Here is a 16974-nt window from a genome sequence, read left to right as displayed (position 1 = left end):
TTATTTAATGAATGATTTTTTAAAACGCCATTGATTTTCACTCGATATAAAGTCACGCCCATGATTATTATTGTCATCAATCATTGTAAATTAATTACAACTTATTGATAATAAAGATTAAAAAATAATTTCTAAAAATAAATAAAAATTACCTTTTCTTAACTTATACCTAAGGTTTATTCGCTAAGTTATTCCCCGATGACACAGATAAATTAATAGTCTTTTTATCAGGCTGATTTTATTTATCACATTTCCGTGATTAAGAATAATCTTTGGGGGTAATTTATGAGCATTTTCAAGAATATGAGACTTGCCACCATGCTCGGTACCGGTTTTGTCCTTGTGCTGGGTATTAGCCTGCTTATTGCGCTTTATGGGCAATTTCAACTACGGCAACAAAGTGATGCCACAGAAAAACTGGCCAGCGATCAAATAGAAGGCTTATTGCTGATCCAGGAACTGAAAGATAACCTGAACAATATTGCGATTGCGGTACGCAACCTGACGCTGTTTACCGCGCCAGATCAAGTAGAAGGAGCAAAACAGCGTATTAATGAAAATGTGGCCAGAAATAGCGAGATTCTAAAACGTATCACTGAACGGGCTAACACTCCCCAAGAAAAAGCACTGCTTGATTCAATAAATCAGGTGCGACCTGCTAGCCTTGCAGCTTCGCAAAAAGTTATTTCACTCAGCCAGGATAACAAGCTGGACGAGGCCAAAAACGTCATTATTACCGAAGCCCAACCTGCCCAGGCCAGCTACTTTAAAGCTATTAACGAGATGGTGGCTTACCAGAAAAGTGATACCCGCCAAGCGGTAGATGCAGCCAGCCAGTCCGCTCAGACAGCGGGTATTCTGATGCTGACTTTTACGGGGGTCTCAGAGGTGCTGGGTATTGCTATCGCCTGGTTGATTACCCGCAGAATCAAAAAGTTGTTGGGCGGCGAACCTGCATATGCCTCCGACATTGCTCGTCAGATTGCTAGCGGTAACCTGGCCATTAATGTCGAACTGCAACCGGACGATACCACCAGTTTGCTGGCAGCCATGAATGAAATGCGCGTCGGGCTGGGCGGGATTGTGCAGCAGGTTCATGACAGCAGCGCCTCCATTTCAACGGGATCCAGCGAAATTGCGCTTGGCAGCAATGATTTGAGTCGGCGCACCGAAGAGCAGGCCGCTAGCGTACAACAGACAGCCGCCTCCATGGAGCAGATCAGCCAAACTATCCGCCAGAATGGCGACACCGTTCGCGAAGCGGCACAGCTTGCCAACACGGCTAGCCAAACGGCGACCAAAGGCAACGATGTTGTGCACAACGTCATCACGACCATGGACGATATTAGCTCCAGTTCCCGTAAAATTGGCGATATTATTACCGTGATTGATGGCATCGCCTTCCAGACGAATATTCTCGCGCTCAACGCGGCGGTTGAGGCTGCTCGCGCCGGTGAACAGGGGCGTGGCTTCGCGGTGGTGGCAGGAGAAGTGCGTTCGCTGGCGCAGCGTTCGGCCTCTGCTGCGCGTGAAATCAAAGAACTTATTACCAGCAGCATGGAAAAAGTCGAAAGCGGCTCCCGATTGGTGGCACACGCGGGGGAAACGATGACAGATATTGTCACTCAGGCACAGCATGTCGCCGAACTGATTAGCGAAATCGGCGTTACCACACAGGAACAGGAATCCGGTATTTCACAAATCAATCAGGCTATCACCCAGATGGACAGTATCACGCAGCAAAATGCCGCGTTGGTTGAAGAATCCGCCAGTGCGGCAGAGAGCCTGAACGATCAGGCGGCGAAGTTGGTGCAACTGATGAGCGTCTTTGCCATTCAAAGCACGCCAGAGGCACCGCCTTCCCGTCGACAGCCTCGCGCGTCGGTAGTAAAAAAACCGACTTCCACTAGGCTGGCGCTGGCAAATACCGGCAGCAGTGACTGGGAAAAGTTCTGAATCCTATTCGAGATAAAAAAAGCCAGCACAGGTTTCCCTGGCTGGCTTTTCCCCGGTGTGATATGGCGCAGGTATTACAGTTGACGCACCGCAATAAAACGATCGGCGATCAGACGGGCAACCCAGAACGAGGTCTGCGCCACGTCGCTGTGTAGCCCGTTCTTCGTGTGGATGTCGGCCTGATGCAGAAAATCCTGCTCCAGCGAATCCACAAAGGCGTCGAACTCGAACTCACCCCGTCGCAGCGATCCTGACTGGCCAAGTACGGTGTTCAACTGTGCTCTCACCAGATGGATAGCCTGAGTGAATGATTCACGCTGAGCAGGCGTAATGTATCCGCCTTGCCTGGCGATATCCGCCCAGCGTGTCGGAGTAGGAGAGGTCATCGTGTTTGGCATCTTAATTCACCTGCAAGTTGGCGGAATCCGGCACTTTGTAGTGATTATTGACATTCGTCAGGTTGATATTGCTGCCTTTAACGTTCAACCCTTCACTGTCGCTTTTCACGAATGAGAACTTGCCGTTTTCTGCATCAATGTTACTCAGGTTCAAATTCCAGTTACCCTGTTGTCCGCCGTTGGTGCGAACAAATGTACCGAAATCTTTCGCTTTGAAATTATCGATGGTCAGGTTGGCGTCTGCGTTCAACTGGAAAATCTTGTCGGCAGCGCCCTGAGCGCTACTGTTAGTGATTTCCACGTTAGCAGGTTTACCGGTATTGGATTTCACCGTCAGCGCATCTTCACCCACGTTGGTCCAGTGTACGTTATCAATTTTGGCATCGCCGCGAACGTGTACGCCATCCGCTGCGTTATCCCCAAACACCACGTTTTTCAGGGTTGCGCCCGGAGCCAGCTCAAATACCGGCTTCTGGCCTTCAGCCTGACCGCCGTCGCCTAACTTGCTACCGGCGGTGAAGGTTTTACCACCGCCGTCAAAGGTTTCGCCGGGGCCGACTTTAATCGTTTCATTTACCACGGTGGCATCACCGCTGGCGGTTGGGAAAGAGACGGGGCCAGCACCTGCTGTTGACGTGCTGGGCGATGCCGCAGAACCACCACCAACACCAGCAGGTGCGGCCGTCAGTGGGGCAGACGCGCCGCCGCCGTTACCGCCAATGGGTGAAGATGGCGCCGATGGTGCCGCAGGTGAACCACCACCGCCAGCAGATGGCGCAGACGGTGCGGCAGGCGATCCACCGCCACCGCCGGATGCAGCCTGCGGTGCGCCCACTGACGGCGAACCGCCACCTTGGGATTGGCCGTTACCTTGCGGCTGACCAAACTCACCTTTCTGCGAATCCATCAGATTGCCGATCAATTCCAGCAGCGCTTTTAACAGATCGTTACCGCTCAGTTGGCCGCCGCCGTCTGCCGTTGGGCTAATGGCATTATCTAATGCGCTGCCAGCTGAGTCTTGCAGCAGAGAGCGGCTCAGATCTTCTGGGTTTTGTGCACCACCTGCGCCACCAGGGCCAGATGATCCTGTCAGCGGTGAGGCGCCGCTGTTGCCGCCTGCCGCACCCGACGAACCGGAAGAGAGCGGATTTCCCGCTTCCTGCCCGTTTTTCCCCGGAATTAGCGCTTCCAGCAGTTTCATCAACATATCGGCGGGGCTGCCGTTTTGCCCTAACGCCGAACTCCCACCGTTGCCTGCGCCAGACTGACCCAACGGGCTGCCATCGGTCGAGGACGGCGTATTGCCCTGTGCATTAGGCAAGAGCGCACTAAGCAGGGTGCCGAGTGCCTCCATAAGCTGGCTATCCTGCTGCGCAGAGCGTGGCGATGCCCCGCTGTTGCTGCCTGAAAGCTGGGAATTCAGGCCTGTTGAGGACAGGCCTGCGCCGGGTTGTATGCTGAGCGTAATCGTCATATCAGCCATAACATCTCCTTGAAAGTGAATCGTGATGGGTTATTAACAGGCTTACGTCTGTTGCGTATTAAGTGAGGGACGGCGTGATGTGGTTCCCGCTCCGGGAAGAGAAAGATGATGGGAACCAGAAGGGGAAAACGGCCACTTAACCGATACGTTCACCTCATCACCTTTGGAACTTGTTATGCAGAAAATCCAGCATGTTCAGCCTGGTCTGTCCATTTCGGAGATTGCACCAGCTACGTTAGCTAAAACATCGTTATCGCAGGGCAGTAGCACCAGTGCGAGCCAGAAAGGCGCGCAATCCCTGATTCAGCAAGGCTTGCATGATAAAAACAGACCGCCCGAGCTGGAGCAGGGAAGCAGCAGCCAGGTGAAGAGTCAGGGGGCGCGATCAACGACTTTACGCGAACTATTTTCATCGGAAGACATGGGGAAGGCCTTGCCGCGTCCATCGCACGATTCGCTGGCGTCAGGCGGATCGAGCCAGAGCCTGCCGCGTTTTGCCTCCACCGCGCCACCTGCGGCCAAAGCCGATATCACGCTGGACAGCCACGGTAAGCTTCAGTTTGGCAAAGGCTTGCCGGAGGCGCTGACCACGTTGTTACAACAGACCATCGGGAAAAATAGCCAGCCGTTCGTTGCCCATCATGAGAATCAGGAAGCACAGCAGCACGCGTTAGTCGACAAATCAGGGCGACTATTCGTGATTCAAAGCGATGAAAATCAGCACATTGCGCTGCACAGCAGCGGCCGCAGTGCGATGCCGACGGGCAAATCGAGCGCAGGTAGCGTAAAGCTGGAATCCACGCCAGAGCATCTCTCCCTGCAAACAAAAGCGGGGGAATCCACCAACGTGCCGCTATCTGGCCGCATGAACCATGAGCTGTTGACCGGTATTTACCGGCAGCCTGATTCAGCTTCAGGCGCGGGCGAGCAATTGCGCCTGCATGACGGCAAACTTTTTGCGTTAAACACCGAGTTTGGCGTCTGGCAGCAAAGCAGCGATGTCGCCCACAGCCAGTTATCCCGGCAGGGGGATGGGCAACTGTATGCGATTAAAGATGATCACACGCTGAGTAATCTCTCGGCGGGAACGGAATCAGCCACGTTCAGCGATAAGATTACGGCGTTCTCCGCCAATCAGAATGGGCAATCGGCCATGCTGACCGAGCAGGATCACCTTACGCAGCTGCATCTGATGAGCGCGTTGGATGCCGCGCCGCAGCCGGTGGAACTCAAACTGGACAGCGGCGAACCGGTGTATGCGAAAGCGGTGGGGTTAACCGCAGAACACCTGCTGGTTGCTGATAATGACGGCAAGCTTTACCACGCACCGCTGCCTGAAGCGGGTGAACCGAACGTGACATTAACCCCAGCCAGCACGCCAGAACTGAATACGGTGCTGGGTGATGATCACCGTATTACCGGATTTGCCCATGATGAACACGGCCAGACGCAGGCGCTCGCCACCGACCGTCAAGGACAAAAACACGTCGCTTCTCTGGGACAAAATGGGCTGTCGCCAACGCCGGGCTGGAACCTGAGCGACAGTCTGGTCGTCGATAACAAGCTGGGTCTGACCACGACAGCCCCCGCAGCGAAAGACACCTTAGATCTGGGACGACTAGGGCAAATTGGGTTACAGGACGGCAAGGTCCATTTTTACAACGGCAATACCCAAAACTGGGAAGCATCCAGCGTCGAAGCCAGCCAACTGAAGCGTGGGCTAGACAATCAGGCTTACACGCTGAAAGACGGTGAAATCACGCCGCTGTCCATCAACCAGAAATCCGGCTCGTTTACGCACGGTGACAACACCGTGTTTGCGCTGCCACAGGTGCGAATGACGCCGTCTGCGGGCACGGCGCTTCCTGGTATTGCGAAGGACGACGGCGTCTCGACGATGGCGGTCATCAACCGCAATAAATTTATTGCCGTCGATAAGCAGGGCGATCTGCATTTCCACCAGATCAAACCGGGAACGGATAAACTCGCTGCGCCACCGCTGGCGTTGCCTAAAAATGGGTTGTCCGGTGAGATTCAAGACATCACGCTGGATCACCAGCAGACGCTCTTCGCCTTGAACAAAGACGGGCAACTTTTCCAACTGCCGAAGGCCGACTGGCAAAATGCGGCTAATCATGACAGCGCACAATGGCAGCCTGTGAAGACGCCGATTGAGGGGAAAGTCAATTCGCTGGGCACGGATGCGCAGCATCATTTGCAGGTGGCACATGACGATCATGAGCTTCATACCCAGCAAGGCAACGCATGGAAAACGACGGTGCCGAAAGGGGAAGCGCCATTACCCTCGGAAGCGCGTGCCGCAGAAACGGTGTTTGGTCGGCTTGATGTCGCGACAAAAGGGACGAAGATACCGTTGACCGGGGTCACGGTTAAAGCCGATGTGCAGGTTCTGGGTAAAACCGGCGAAGAGTCACAGCAGGTGAAAAGCAAGCTGTCAGATTTGCTCAGAGCGCATGTTGTCTCGTTCTCCATGGACGTCCCCCGGCCGTTAAAAACCTTTGCTGACCATGTTCAGCACCAGATCGGCGGGCGTGAAGGACTGAAACCCGTTTACGACATGCAGACGGAGTTACTGAAAAAACTGGATGCCACGACGGGCCAGCCACAGGGGGCGGCGATAGATCTGGAGAGTAAGATAGACAAGTTGGATCTGGGGGAGAAAGGAAAACCGCTGGTGAATCTGCTCAAACAGTTCCAGACCGAACTGGAAAGCAGCTCGGCCAAAGCAGCTCTGCTTATCGGCAGGCAGCAGGGCGTGGTAAACGATAATGGTGTCATGAACACGGAAGGCAAGCCTGCCAGCGTGCACGGCAGAGAAAAAGATCTGGCTCCGGTGCTTCTGGCGGCAATGGAAAGTAACCCTTCATCGAAAACGAGTACGGCTGGTACGTTGATCAAAGCCTTTGTAGATAGCAAAACGCCGATCGCTCAAAAGCCGAATAGTGAGGTGTTTGGGCAGCAGCGGGATACCAGTGATGCCCTGTCGCTGGCGAAAACGCGGCTGGTGCTGGATACCCTGGTGCTGGGGGATTTGCATAAGCTGACCGATCGCATCGGTGCATTATCTGGCACGTCGCCGGGTGAAGCGGAACTGGCCTCGATGATGAAAGAGCTTAACGCGCTGCGTCAGGGAGACTACGGCGAAAATCCGGTGAAAAAGATGACCGACATGGGGTTCACCAACCATAAGGCGCTGGAAGCGGATTATGACTCGGTGAAAACCTTTATGAAGGCGTTCAGGAAAGAAGAGAATGCCGTCAGCGTAACGTCGAAAACCGTGATGCAGGCGGCCAACCAGACGGACATGATCGATAAAATGAAGGCGACCGTTTTGTCGCTGGATAGCAACGAAAGCATCGCCTTTAACCGAACCTATGGTGGTGGAGCGTCCATGTCGTTTGTGGTCAGCGGCACGCCATTACCTTTTCCTCCGGTGCCGGGCGGTGGTGTCAGCGGCGAACGGAATTACAATCTGAGTTTTTCTCGCGGTGAAAACGGCATCAATGTCGCCTTCGAGCGTTCAGGTGGCATCACCGGTAAAGTGAGCTATTCCGGCGGGTATGACGTCAGCCAATATCTGACAGGGAAAACCACGGAGCAGATGACGCAAAGTATTAACAGCAAACACAGCTTTGCACCGGATGTCCGCGCCTCATTCGGCGTATCCGCCAGCCTGCAAATGGCGCAGCAAAACGCCCTGAATTTCACCCTCAGCGAAGAAGAACTGCCTGGATTTATTGACGGCCTCTCAAGCGGCACGATCAACCCGCTTGCCCTGCTGGATAAAGGGGAGCAGCACAGCGTGAAGGCCGGTAAAACGGTTAGCTTCAATCTGGATAGCAACGCGGCGCTGGAACTGCGCGGTGGCATAAACCTGACGGAAAAAGGTGCGGCGCCAACCAGCGCTACGCTGCGCGGATCCGTCGGCCTGACGGCAAGCGCCAATGTGCTGTCTGCCACCAGTTCGTCCAGCGTCGCACAAGGTGAAAAATCCACAACCTACACGGAATCCGACAACCGCCTGCGTTTCATGAATCAGGCCGCGATGGGGGCAAACGCGACCCTCAGCGCGGGTGCCGCCAGAACCACGCCGGATGGCACCGTCCCGTTCTTCACTTCGGCCAGTATCGGGGTGAATGTGGCGGCTGACTCACGCACTAACCAGTCGATCAGCCTGGGCTTGAAGAAAGCCGAACCGCTGGAGAAACAGGACATCGATTCGCTGACCAAAACGCTGAACTCCGCGTTTAACGATCCGGCCAGTCAACTGTTGATTGACGGTGTGAAAAAAATGGCGGAGCCGGACGATCAATTAGCCATCCTGAATGAGCATTTTGCGGATAAAACGGCAAAAACTGACGATCAGCATCAGGGATTGATGAGCCTGAAAAAGCTGAACGTGCGACAGGATGTTGCGCAGCGCGACGGAGCCACGCTGGATAGCGTCAAACACACGACGTCCTACACCAATCTCAGCAAACTGACGGAAAACGGGCTGTTCCAGGTCATCGGCAACCATCTGTTTTCTTCGCTGCCGCCGAGCAATGCCGATCGCATTAATCAACTGATTGCGGACAACCCCGCACTGAAGGATATCGTGAGCCGCTTGCAGGATAACGACAGAGCGTCGGTGACGGTTGCGCTGGAGCTGAAAGATGATGTACGGGAGAAGATCGAGAAGGGCATTCAGGACAAAACGCACGGCAAAGATGACGTCATCGCGTTGTTTAAAGACGGCAATAATTTACGTCTCGCCAGCATTGATGTCTCGCAGACGGTGAAGAAGAGCGAAGGGTTTAATACCCCTGCGGTCATCATCAACGCCTCAAGCAGCGCGGGCGTCAGCATGAATAAATTGCTCGGTAGCGTCAGCTTCAGTTACGGGCAGGATCAAAACGTACCGCAAAGCTACAAACTGGGCGGCGAAATTGCAAAAGCCAGTCCGGCTACCGCCAACGCCCTGCAACAGTTACAGCAGGAAGGCCTGCAACTTAACGGTTAATTGTGAAGAGTAAAGGAGAACAGAATGACACCCACACAACAACATATTACTCGCCTATTGCGCCATTACGGTTCGCTCAGCCGTACTCCACTGAGTTTGCAGGACGGCATCTGTGCGCTACGCGACTCTGACGGGCAGGAGGCGGTGGTGTTAGAGGTCCCCGCCAGCAGCAGCGTGCTGCTATTACACAGCGATGTGATGCGATTTCAGGGGGAGATCAGTACGGCGGTTTACCAGCTCATGCTGATGCTCAACTTTGAAATGGCGGCGATGAAAGGCTGCTGGCTGGCGCTGGATGAGAATGCGACGCTGCGTTTATGCACTCAGCACACCGCAGAATCGCTCGATGAACCCGGCTTTACCGCGTTGCTGCCCGCGTTTATCAGTCAGGCAAAAGAAACCCGACTGCTAATTCGCGGCTTGTTGCCACGACTCATGGCGGCATAGCGCAATAAGCTATTGTTCGATCGCAATAAAGGCCAGCATTGTTTCGCTGCCATCCAGAATATCAGATTGGATGGCTTGACGAGCGGCGCTGGTATCGCGCTGCTGTAGCGCGGCGAGGACATCTTCATGATGTTCGATCGCCATCTGCACGGAAAAATGCGCATAGGCCTGGGCAATCAGCGGGCCAGTGCGCATCCACAAGCTGCCGATAAACTGCGTTAACAGCGGCATACGCGCCGCCTGCGCCAGAAACAAGTGAAACTCGCTATTTAATCGCAGCGCTTCGCGTAGATTTTTCTCGTCAATCGCCAGACGATTCTGGCGAATATTCTCCTCAATCTGCTCCAGCATCTTCGGCGTAATGTGTGCGGCTGCCTGTTCGGCTCCCGTGCCTTCCAGCGCCAGCCGTAATGTGCGGATCTCGATAAATTGCGCTTCGGTCAACTGGGGAACGCGGATATCACGCGGCGTTTTGAGCACCAGCGCCTGTTCTTTCGCCAGTTGCAGGATCGCATCTCGCACCGGCGTGACGCTGGTACCCACCTGTGCGGCAAGCTCCCGTATTCTCAGGCGGTCGTCCGGTTTGAGTTGACCGGTAATTAGCGCCTCGCGCAGCATGGTATAAACGCTGGAGCCCAGATAGCTGTGATTGATCTGCCCAATTGGATAATTCACTGTTCCCCCAGAGAGAAGCGCTGCGCAACGTGGTGAGATAAATATAAGTGAGTGCCGCAATAACCGACGGCGATGAGGCGCTAATATACAATATGATGCATCAACGAAGCTATGGGGAGGTGTCTGCCGGTTGGCGAATCGACAAGAAAAGGTTATGAAATGCGCAGTATTGTATGATGAGGTGTAACAGACCTGAAATTATTGGTTAAGGGCGTATTTTATCGCGACTTAACGCAAATCCATTATCATAAAATTATATATTACCTGACATATTGAGCTTGGTAATTAACGGCTCTACTATGCCAAAAAAATTATTATCATCAGGGATGAAACCATGCGTGGTTTTTTCAGGCTGATTGCTATCATGCCTGCGCTATTTTCTTATACCGTATTTTCCGCGTCGCTTAATCCGGCAGAAAGAAATGACATTCAGCAGCGGCAGGCCGAGGTGATCGATCAATCCCGGCAGCAGCGCGATTCCTTATTGCAATTAAATCAGCCACAAACGACGGTGAACCCCACTGGCGGAAGCGATGCTGGGTACTGCTTTTTCATTAAGGATATTACTTATCACAATAGCTCCCTGCTGCGTGAAAAAGATAAAAATAGTCTAAATAAAGATTATATTAATCGTTGTCTTAATGTTAATGATATAAATCAGCTGATTCATGACGTCAGTAATTGGTATATCGAACGGGGTTATATTACCAGTCGCGCTTTTATTGCTGAGCAAGATCTTTCTGGCGGCGTATTGCAGATTGATATTCTGGAAGGTCGCCTCGAATCTATTAATCTTAATAACCAATCAACGTGGGCATTAAAACAGGTTTTCCCAGGTCCGGAAGGCGAAATTCTCAATCTCCGAGATATAGAACAGGGCATGGAACAGCTCAACCGCATGCCGACGCAGCAGGTGAGCATCGAAATTCAGCCCGGCAGCCAGCCCGGCTATTCCATCGTCAACCTGACCAGTAAGAAACAGATTCCGCTGACGGCAAACATCGGTTTCGATAATAGCGGGCAGAAAAGCACCGGAGAGCGGCAGCTAAGCGGTGGCCTGTGGGCGGATAACGTGCTGGGGCTGGCCGACCAGTGGTTTGTCAACGGCGGGCACAGCAGCGAGTTTCGCGATAGCCGCAATGCCGAAAGCCTGCAGGCGGGGGTGTCTCTGCCTTACGGCTACTGGACGCTCAGCTACGACTATTCTCAAAGCCGTTACCGTAACGATTTCATCAACCGGGATTTTCTCTGGCATTCAACGGGTGATAGCCAGACGCACCGCGCCACGCTGTCACGCGTGATATTCCGCAACGGTGACATGAAAACCAGCCTCTCTGCGGGCCTGTCGCACCGTATCGGAAAGAACTACCTGAGCGATGTGCTGCTGCAAATCAGCAGCCGTAAACTCAGCAGTGCGATTATTGGCATCAACCATAGCCAGAAACTGTGGGGCGGGCTGGCGACACTGAATCCGGCTTATAGCCGGGGAACGCGCTGGTTTGGCGCGGAAACGGACGACGGTAAGTCTGACGATGCGTTCCGCGCTGAGTTCAACAAAGTGACGCTGGCGGCCAGTTATTACTACCCGATCGCAGACAACCTCCATTACCTCACCAACCTCTACGGTCAATATTCACCGCAGCGCCTGTATGGCAGCGAACAGGTCACGCTGGGCGGGGAAACCTCCGTACGGGGTTTCAAGGAGCAGTATCTCTCAGGCAATCGTGGTGGTTACTGGCGCAACGAACTCAACTGGCGGGCAGCACAGTTGCCGCTGTTGGGCAGCGTTACCCTGACGGCGGCGGTGGACGGTGGGCATCTTTTCTCACAGAAAGCGGAAAGCGAATCGGCGGGTACGCTGTGGGGCGCGGCGGTAGGGGCTGGCGTCGCGAATCAATATCTCTCACAACAAATCACAGTTGGGTGGCCGTTGGCACACCCCGACTGGCTAAAGCCGGATAGCGCCGTGGTGTATTACCGCGTTGGGCTGTCTTTTTAACTATTTTTCATTTTTCGTTGTTAATCGTTAAGACCGGGGTTCAGGGATGAAACCAATAAAAACCACACAGCGCCTGCTGGCGTACACGCTGATCCATCTGATTGCGTTTCAGCCGCTGCTGCCAGCCATGGCGGCGGGCGTGCAGGTCGCGACGGGCAACACCGCGCTGGAGCAGGCCGGTAATGGCGTCCCGGTCATCAATATCGCCACGCCAAACAGCGCGGGGATTTCCCACAACCAGTATCAGGATTTTAACGTTGATAAACCCGGTCTGATCCTGAATAACGGCACGGCGCAGCTCAATCCCACCCAGCTTGGCGGGCTGATCCAGAACAACCCTAACCTGAAGGGTAAAGCCGCCGACGCCATTATCAACGAAGTGGTGTCCAGCAACCGCAGTACGCTGGCGGGGTATCTGGAAGTGGGCGGCAAACAGGCCAGCGTCATCGTGGCCAACCCGAACGGCATTACCTGCGACGGCTGCGGTTTTATCAATACCCCGCAGGTGACGCTGACCACCGGCAAACCGCAGTTGGATGCGCAGGGGAATTTGCAGCATATCGACGTGAAGCGCGGCGATATCACGCTGACCGGGCAGGGGCTGGATGCGAGCAAGAGTGACTACCTCAGCCTGATTGCCCGTACCGCGCAGATTAACGCCGGGCTGAATGCCAACGACACGCAGATTGTGCTGGGGGCTAATCAGGTTGATGCAACGGGCAAAGTGACGGCGCAGGCGGCAGACAGCGGTGTGAAGGTTGCGCTGGATACGGGCGCGCTGGGCGGGATGTACACCAACCGCATCAGGCTGGTTTCCAGCGATAAAGGCGTGGGCGTTAACGTCGGCAACCTGAGTGCGCGCAGCGGGGATATCACGCTGTCGGCCAACGGCAAACTCAGCCTCGGCGATGCGGTGGCACAGGGGAATATTCAGGCCGACGCCGACGCGCTGGCGTTGCGGGGCAAGCAGCAGGCGGGTGACGCGCTGACGCTGAACGCGAAGCAGGACATCACGCTGCAGGACGCGACGCTGCGTGCCGGGCAGGATATCGCTCTCCGGTCAGACGGGACGCTGAAGGCGCAAAACAGTCTTATCAGTGCCGGCGTTGATGCACAGGGCACGGTCAAATCCGGCAATCAACTCTCTCTTAAAGGTGACAGTGTCACACTCAACAATACCCAGCTTGCCGCGGGCAAGGTGACGATCGAGGCAGGTCAGTCGCTGCAGCAGGATGCAACGAGCGGCATCAAGGCGGAGTCGGTGCTCGATGTGCGCGGCGACGCGGTGTCCCTGGCGGGCAGCGCGGGTGCTGAAGATGTGCGACTGGCGGCAAAGACCCTTAACGGTGCCGGCAGCGCGCAGCTTCAGGCGAAGAACAACGCCACGGTACGCGTCACGCAGCAGGGCGACTGGCAGGGGAATGTAACGGCGGACAATACGCTGAGTATGGAGGGCGGACGTCTGGTGCAGCGCGGCACGCTGGCGGGGAAAACCCTCACGCTGACGCTGGATGTGCTGGATAACCAGGGCGATATCGCCGCGCGGGAGGGGCTGACGTTCAGCGGCGGTGACATAACGAACCGCAGCACGCTGGCGGCGGCCGAGCGGTTGGCGGTTAACGCACAGCGTCTGGACAACACCGGATTACTCAGCGCCCGCCATGACGTGACGCTTGAGCTGCAAACGGTGCTGAACAATCAGGGCAACATCCTGACGGATAACTCGCTGTTTTTGCTGGCCGACACCATCACCAACGGTGGCACACTGCAGGCCGCGACGCTGAGTGCACAGGCTAACCAGTTTACCAATCAGGGCGGGGTGACGGCGAACACACTCGACCTGACCAGCCAGACGGCAGCAAACCACGGCACTATCAATGCGCGGCAGATGCTGGCGCTGCACGGCGGCAGTCTGGTGAACCGCGGCACGCTCAGCGCGGGGGAAAAACTGGCGCTGACGCTGGGTGACGCGCTGGATAACCGCGGCCTGATGCAGGCCGGCAACACCCTGCTGGTTACCGCCGACCGTGTCAGCAATGACGGTACGCTCACCGCGCCTGATTTACAGCTGCACACCGGCACGCTCGCCAACCAGGGGACGCTGCAGGCCGACAACACGCTGCAACTGGACGCCACGCGCACCCTGACGCAATCCGCGACCGGCTCGCTGCTGGCCGGCACGGACCTGACGGTGAACGCCGGGCAGGCCGAGACCGACGGTGCCATTCAGGCACAGCAGTTCCTGCTGAATGCCGAACGCTGGCTGAATACGGGCAAAACCAGCCTTACCGGCGACGGACAGGTTACGGCCACCCATCTGGACAACCGCGGCAGCCTGCTGGCAGCCGGGAGCTGGACCATTCACAGCGATGTCGTCAGTCAGGTCGGAGCGTTGCAGGGCAATACCCTGACCCTTCAGGCCAATACCCTCACAAACAGCGGGCAGGCACAGGCGCGGGGCGCGGTGAACCTGACCGTCGCCGATACCTTTACCAATAGTGGCGACTGGCTCAGTGGGGAGTCGCTGCACCTTCAGGCGGCGAAGGCCGAGAACCGGGGCACGCTGCAGGCCTTAGCCCTGACAGCGAACGGTACGTCTTTCGACAACCGTGGCACGGTCAGCGGTATCAATAACCTGTCGCTCTTCCTGACCGGCAACCTGACTAACGCCAGCACACTGCAGGGCAACCAGCTCCGGGCCGAGGCGGCACAACTGACCAATCAGGGCACGCTTCACGGCACCGACGCGCTGACGCTGGCGATAACCGGCAATCTGACTAATCAGGGAACACTGCTGAGTGAGGGTGACAGCAGCACAACGGCTAAACGGTTCGATAATCAGGGCACGTTGCAGGCAAAAAACGTCACGCTGCAGGTGGATGAACTGGATAATGCGGGAAACATCTTCGGCGTGTCCTCACTGGCGCTGACGGTGGCCAATCGGCTCACCAACCAGCAGGCGGGCAAGCTGCTGTCTCAGGGCGCTGCGGTGCTGACGGCGGCGGAGGGGGTGAATACCGGAGAGTGGCAGGCGAAAACGCTGACGCTGACGGCGAATAATCTCACCAATGACGGCCAGATTCAGGGCGATGACGCCTTGTCTCTGACGCTGCCGATGACCGACGGCAAAGGGACGTTAATCAACCGCGGCACGCTGACCACGGGCGGTGACGCCACGCTCTTTGCGCGCCTGATGGAGAATCCGGGCACGCTGTCTAGTCGGGGTCAGACGACATTGACGGGCATGTCGCTGATGAACGACGGGAGAGTGGTTGCAGCGACGGGGCTGTCGCTGCGTGGCGACTATCAGGGCCGTGGCCTGCTGAATACCGCGGGCACCCTGACGCTGGAGGGCGACACGCTGGTTAACGGCGGGCACTGGGAAAGCCGGGCGTTGTCCCTGCAAGGGAAGCACTTGACCAATCAGGGCACGGTGCTGGGTAATTACGTGACGATAGCGGCAAACCGTCTGACGAATCTCGGTGGCATTGTGGGCACCGATTCGTTGGGGATCGTGTTGTCTGGCGGTCTGGATAACGGCGGCGAACTACGCAGTGACAACCTGTCGGTTGCGGCGGCGGAGGTGAACAACCGCAGCGACATGCAGGGCATCAATACCCTGCAACTGAACACCACCGGGCTGCTGGATAACGCGGGCGTCATCAGCGGCAATCAATCTGTGGTAGTGAAGGCAGACGCCATTAAACAAAGCGGCACGCTGGAAGGGAAAAGCGTCACGCTGGAAGCGGATGAGGTGACCAATGCCGGGCAACTGCTCGGGATTCAGGCGTTGTCGGTAACGGCACAGGGCGGGCTGACCAACCAACAACGCGGCAAACTGCTCACGCAGGGGGCGGCGGTGTTACAGGCCGCCCAAGCGGAGAACCACGGCGAGTGGCTGGCGGATAACCTGACGCTACAGTCTGCCCATTTCATCAATACGGGGCGGGTGCAGACCGATCGTGAACTTAGCGTCACCGTTGCGCCCGCAAGTGCCGCACGTCAGCGTTCATTCCTGCCGATGGCGCTGTCGCTGGCGGCAGATATTCAGCAGCTCAACGCGTCATCTTCACCTCAGGGACGTGGGGCGGGCGACGGTGTACTGGACAACCGCGGCACGCTGGTGTCGGGCGGTAACCTGCAACTGCATGCCACGCAAATCACCAATCAGGGCTCGCTTTCCGGTAACGGCACGGCAACCCTGACGGGCAACACGATCCAGAATGACGGTGCCGTGGTCGCCCTGACATCCCTGTCGCTGAAGGGGAATTATCAGGGTATCGGGACGCTGCAAACGGACGGGCGGCTGGACTGGTCCGGTACGACGCTCACCAACCGCGGGCGCTGGCAGGCGAACGCCATTCAGTTGCAGGGAATAACGCTGGATAATCAGGGCACGCTGCTGGGGCAGCGCACCGACATCACGGCCGATAGCCTGTTTAACGGCGGCGAAATCGCCGGGGTTGACGCACTGCAACTGACCGTTGCCGACCGTCTGACCAATCAGGGCCAGCTTTATGGCGCGACGCTGGGGCTGTCGGCGACTGACCTGTTCAATCAGGGGGAACTCTCTGGTGACGCGCTGCACCTGACGCTGCAGGGAACGGTGCGCAACCGTGGCCTGATGAGCGGCAGCCAGCAGGTACAGCTGGAGGCGGATCAGGTCGAGCAGTCGGGTTCACTGGAAAGTCGCCGGTTGCAGGTGCAGGCGAACGCACTGGACAATCAGGGCACGATGCTGGGCATGGATGCACTGACGCTGGCGATTAACACCACGGCGCGCAACAGCGGGAAGTGGCTGAGTCAGGGCGACAGCACGCTGACTGCCAGCCGACTGGAAAACCGTGGGCAATGGCAGGCGAAGACGCTGGCGCTGACGGCCGATGACATCGGGAATGCCGGCCAGCTGCTGGGGCTGTCGGCTCTGACGCTGACGGCGAAAAACCGTCTGGACAATGCGAAAACCGGCCAACTGCTCACGCAGGGGCTGGCA

General features: G+C 56.2%; 8 protein-coding genes. 5 read left to right on the top strand and 3 right to left on the bottom strand.

Annotated features, from left to right (window positions below; translation table 11 throughout):
• Positions 1 to 285: 285 nt before the first annotated feature.
• A complete protein-coding gene (locus tag WCT94_RS19350; RefSeq protein WP_336871260.1) occupies positions 286 to 1956 on the top strand; it encodes a methyl-accepting chemotaxis protein in 1671 nt (556 codons plus the stop codon).
• Positions 1957 to 2030: 74 nt separating this feature from the next.
• On the opposite strand, the gene WCT94_RS19345 is transcribed toward WCT94_RS19350, so the two are convergent.
• A complete protein-coding gene (locus tag WCT94_RS19345) occupies positions 2031 to 2354 on the bottom strand; it encodes a DNA-binding protein (protein WP_336871258.1) in 324 nt (107 codons plus the stop codon).
• A gap of 1 nt (position 2355) precedes the next feature.
• Positions 2356 to 3837 (bottom strand): pectate lyase, encoded by a 1482-nt coding sequence (locus tag WCT94_RS19340; protein ID WP_336871256.1) that lies wholly within the window; start codon positions 3835 to 3837, stop codon positions 2356 to 2358.
• Positions 3838 to 4012: 175 nt separating this feature from the next.
• Here WCT94_RS19340 and WCT94_RS19335 point away from each other — a divergent pair, with 175 nt between their 5' ends.
• Together WCT94_RS19335 and WCT94_RS19330 are read left to right on the top strand one after the other, a co-directional pair.
• The gene (locus WCT94_RS19335) at positions 4013 to 8860 is read left to right on the top strand and encodes an AvrE-family type 3 secretion system effector (protein ID WP_336871254.1); all 4848 of its coding nucleotides are present in this window, start codon (positions 4013 to 4015) and stop codon (positions 8858 to 8860) included.
• A 24-nt stretch (positions 8861 to 8884) separates the two neighbouring features.
• Positions 8885 to 9307: a type III secretion system chaperone gene (locus WCT94_RS19330; protein WP_336871251.1), complete on the top strand. Its 423-nt coding sequence runs from the start codon at positions 8885 to 8887 to the stop codon at positions 9305 to 9307.
• 9 nt (positions 9308 to 9316) lie between these two features.
• Here the strand turns inward: WCT94_RS19330 and WCT94_RS19325 are convergent, their stop codons facing one another.
• Complete coding sequence (locus WCT94_RS19325; RefSeq protein WP_336871249.1) at positions 9317 to 9982, bottom strand: GntR family transcriptional regulator; 666 nt, start codon at positions 9980 to 9982, stop codon at positions 9317 to 9319.
• 334 nt (positions 9983 to 10316) lie between these two features.
• On the opposite strand from WCT94_RS19325, the gene WCT94_RS19320 reads away from it, so the two are divergent.
• Both WCT94_RS19320 and WCT94_RS19315 read left to right on the top strand, forming a co-directional pair.
• Entirely contained in the window at positions 10317 to 11981 is a 1665-nt protein-coding gene (locus WCT94_RS19320) for a ShlB/FhaC/HecB family hemolysin secretion/activation protein (RefSeq protein WP_336871248.1), read from the top strand.
• Positions 11982 to 12027: 46 nt separating this feature from the next.
• On the top strand, positions 12028 to 16974 hold a 4947-nt coding region (locus WCT94_RS19315), incomplete at its 3' end, for a two-partner secretion domain-containing protein (protein WP_336871247.1).

Origin of the sequence: Pectobacterium sp. 1950-15, assembly GCF_037136835.1 — a bacterium.
Taxonomy (GTDB): Bacteria; Pseudomonadota; Gammaproteobacteria; order Enterobacterales; family Enterobacteriaceae; genus Pectobacterium.
Note: the sequence above shows the minus strand (reverse complement) of the source record. Positions and strands in the feature narration are given on the sequence as shown.

What these genes read in the sequence shown, in the direction of transcription:
- WCT94_RS19350 (WP_336871260.1), top strand. Translation starts at nt 286, where the DNA reads ATGAGCATTTTCAAGAATATGAGACTTGCCACCATGCTCGGTACCGGT.
- WCT94_RS19345 (WP_336871258.1), bottom strand. Translation starts at nt 2,354, where the DNA reads ATGCCAAACACGATGACCTCTCCTACTCCGACACGCTGGGCGGATATC.
- WCT94_RS19340 (WP_336871256.1), bottom strand. Translation starts at nt 3,837, where the DNA reads ATGGCTGATATGACGATTACGCTCAGCATACAACCCGGCGCAGGCCTG.
- WCT94_RS19335 (WP_336871254.1), top strand. Translation starts at nt 4,013, where the DNA reads ATGCAGAAAATCCAGCATGTTCAGCCTGGTCTGTCCATTTCGGAGATT.
- WCT94_RS19330 (WP_336871251.1), top strand. Translation starts at nt 8,885, where the DNA reads ATGACACCCACACAACAACATATTACTCGCCTATTGCGCCATTACGGT.
- WCT94_RS19320 (WP_336871248.1), top strand. Translation starts at nt 10,317, where the DNA reads ATGCGTGGTTTTTTCAGGCTGATTGCTATCATGCCTGCGCTATTTTCT.